This is a genomic window from Sphingomonas sp. Ag1, from assembly GCF_000980895.1.
Lineage (GTDB): Bacteria > Pseudomonadota > Alphaproteobacteria > Sphingomonadales > Sphingomonadaceae > Sphingomonas > Sphingomonas panaciterrae.
The window spans coordinates 1-2,872 of sequence record NZ_LAZX01000034.1 but is presented as its reverse complement, the minus strand read 5'-3'; the positions used below and the strand labels follow the sequence as shown (position 1 = coordinate 2,872).

At 68.2% G+C, this 2,872-nt stretch carries 3 protein-coding genes; all 3 read right to left on the bottom strand.

What is annotated here, in order from left to right:
• Positions 1 to 153 precede the first annotated feature (153 nt).
• Complete coding sequence (locus XM50_RS20265) at positions 154 to 309, bottom strand: hypothetical protein (RefSeq protein WP_168770658.1); 156 nt, start codon at positions 307 to 309, stop codon at positions 154 to 156.
• Positions 310 to 320: 11 nt separating this feature from the next.
• Positions 321 to 2,405, bottom strand: coding sequence for a bifunctional glycosyltransferase/UDP-glucuronate decarboxylase (locus XM50_RS21010; RefSeq protein WP_082102583.1), 2,085 nt, complete (start codon positions 2,403 to 2,405; stop codon positions 321 to 323).
• Positions 2,402 to 2,872: CgeB family protein (locus XM50_RS00330; RefSeq protein WP_046406398.1), on the bottom strand; the 471-nt coding region annotated here is incomplete at its 5' end. The genes XM50_RS21010 and XM50_RS00330, both read right to left, overlap by 4 nt.

The following is a 2,872-nucleotide window of genomic DNA, read 5'->3' as shown; positions in this document are numbered from 1 at the left end:
TCATTGTCGCGAAAGACCTATGACCACCCGGTCGTTTCCGCAATCGAAATGGGCAAGCATTGAAAAGCAACGATAAAACGTTGTTTTCGGCTGGAAAAGGCCGGGCGGCGGGTGATTGTCCTCACCTATGTTGGTCCGCCCGGCGACCCAGCGCTATTCATTGCGGGTGAGCGATGTCTTGCGCTTGATCGTCTGTTCGTTGGGCTGCCCCTTGTCGAGCGTGTCGGAGGGCCGCATCGCGTCCCCCTCGTCCTGATGCTCGGTCGACAGGTTGGGCCGCTTGGTTTCAGTCGTTGCGCGCTTGTCCATGGCTGTTCTCCTTATTCGGCGGCAACCGACAGCAGCGGCATTCGATCCGCCTGGCGCAGCTCCTGGGCAAACCAGGTGCAGGTGCGCGACAGCCCTTCCTCCAGCGGGACGAGCGGCGCCCAGCCCAGCATCGTCTGGGCGCGGGTGATGTCCGGCTTGCGCCGGCGGGGATCGTCGACGGGCAGCGGATGATAGTCGACCTGCGCGGTGGTGCCAGTCAGCGCCACGATCCGCGTCACGAGGTCGGATACGGTCATCTCATTCGGATTGCCCAGGTTGACCGGCTCCGACCCGACCGTCTCGCTGTCCATCAGGCGGATCAGCCCGTCGACCAGATCGCTGACGTAGCAGAAGCTGCGCGTCTGGCTGCCGTCGCCATATACCGTGATCGTATCGCCGGTGAGCGCCTGGCAGATGAAATTGGAGACGACGCGGCCATCGTCGGGGTGCATCCGCGGGCCATAGGTGTTGAAGATGCGCGCGACGCGAACGTCCGCCCGGCCGAGCCGCGCGAAATCGAGCGCCATCGCTTCGGCAGCGCGTTTGCCCTCGTCATAGCAGGCGCGCGGGCCGGTGCAGCTGACCGCGCCGCGATAATCCTCGCGCTGGGGGTGAACCTCCGGATCGCCATAGACCTCGCTGGTGGAGGTGAGGAGGAAGCGGGCGCCCGATTGCTCGGCCAGCCGAAGCAAGTGATCGGTGCCGACGACGCAGGTCAGCATCGTATGCTCGGGATCGGCTTGGTAATGCGGCGGCGAGGCGGCGCAGGCGAGATTGTAGACGCGCGTGATCCGCCGGGTCAGCGCGGTGACCGTCGCGGGCAGCTTCTCGATCACGTCCGCCTTGACGAAGGTGAAGCGCGGGTGGCCGATCAGATCATCGACGTTGGTCGCGCGCGACGTCTGAAGGTTGTCGAGGCAGACGACATGCTCGCCGCGCGCGAGCAGCGCCTCGCAAAGGTGCGAGCCGATGAAGCCGGCACCGCCGGCGACCAGAGTGACGGGCGCGTCGTTGGTGTCCATGCGGGGCTTGCTCCGGCTGGGTTGGGGGCGGGTCGCGTCGTTGATGTAGGCTTCGAGCTGGGCGGCGCGGTGCGACGCGGTGTGCGCGGCGAGCACGCGATCGCGCGCGGCATGGCCGAGCGCGGCGGCATCCTGTTCCAGCGCGGCGAGCGCCTGTTCGGTGGTGTCGGCGAGCATGATCTCACGCCCGGGCGCGAAGAGATCGTCGATGCCCTCCCACCGATCGGACAGGATCGGCGTGCCACAGGCGCCAGCCTCGAACAGCCGGACCGAGGGCGACCAGCCGGCGGCGATCATGTCCGCGCGCGTGACGTTCAGCGTCATGCGCGACTGGCTGTAGAAGGCCGGGTGATCGGCCGGCGGCAGGTGATCGATGCGGGTGACGTTGGCCGGCCAGTCGATCGTGTCGGGATATTGCGGCCCGGCGACGGCGAACTGAAGGTCGGGGCGGCGGCGCGCCGGCTCGATCAGCAGCCGTTCCAGCGTCGGCTGGCGATCGTCACTATAGGTGCCGAGGTAGGAGAGCGCCCAGCGCTTGGGCGTGTCCTGCGGCTGGTAGCGGGTCGCGTCGACGGTGCAATAGAGCGCGCGGGCGGCCCTGGCGCCATATTGGCGCTCGATCCGCTCCAGCGTGGGGCCGCCGGTGAAGGACAGGTACAGGTCGAAGCCGGGGATCACCTCGGGCGAGAGATATTCATGGTCGCCGCGGTCGAGCTTCGCCAGCGTGACGGGGGTGTCGATGTCGTAGAAGGCGGTGACGCCCCGTGCCGTCGCCTGCACGTAGCGGGCGACCGAAACGCCCTCCGGCACGTAGGAACCGACAATGACCGCATCCGCCCCGGCAATCGCGTCGCGCCACGTCGCGAGGTCGGCGAGGTCGGCGTAATAATCGAGCCGGCAGAAATCGGGGTCGATCAGGTCGCGGCGGTCGCCGGCATACCAGGGCACGGTGCGCTCGAGGAACTGGATGTCATGCCCGCGCGCGGCGAAGCCAGACAGCAGCGCGCGCCAGGTGGTGGCGTGGCCGTTGCCCCAGGAGGAGCCGAGGCTGAGGCCAAGGACGACGAGCTTCATGCCGCCACCTTCGCCGCGGCGGCATGGGCGCGCAGCAGATCGTCGACCTGCCGTGCGCGAAGCTCATAGGTGTGCTCGGCGAGGACGCGGCGGCGCGCCGCCTCACCGATCGCGCGGGCGCGTTCGGTGGTGAGGTCCGCCAGCAGATCGGCGACATCCTGTCCGGTGCGGGCGACCAGCACTTCCTCGCCCGGGATCAGGAATTGTTCGATCCCCTCCCAATAATCGGTGATGAGGCAGGCGCCGGCACCGGCCGCCTCGAACACGCGGGTGGCGGGGGAGAAGCCGACCGCGGCCATCGAATCGCGCGCGATGTTGAGCACCGCGCGGGGCGTGCAGTTGAAGGCGTTGTGGTCCGCCGTGCCGACATGGCCGAGGTGGCGCACGTTCGCCGGCATGTGCTTGTCGTGCCAGCCGCTGCCGCCGATCAGGAAGCGCTGTTCGGGCAGCGCGGCGGCGGCGGCGAG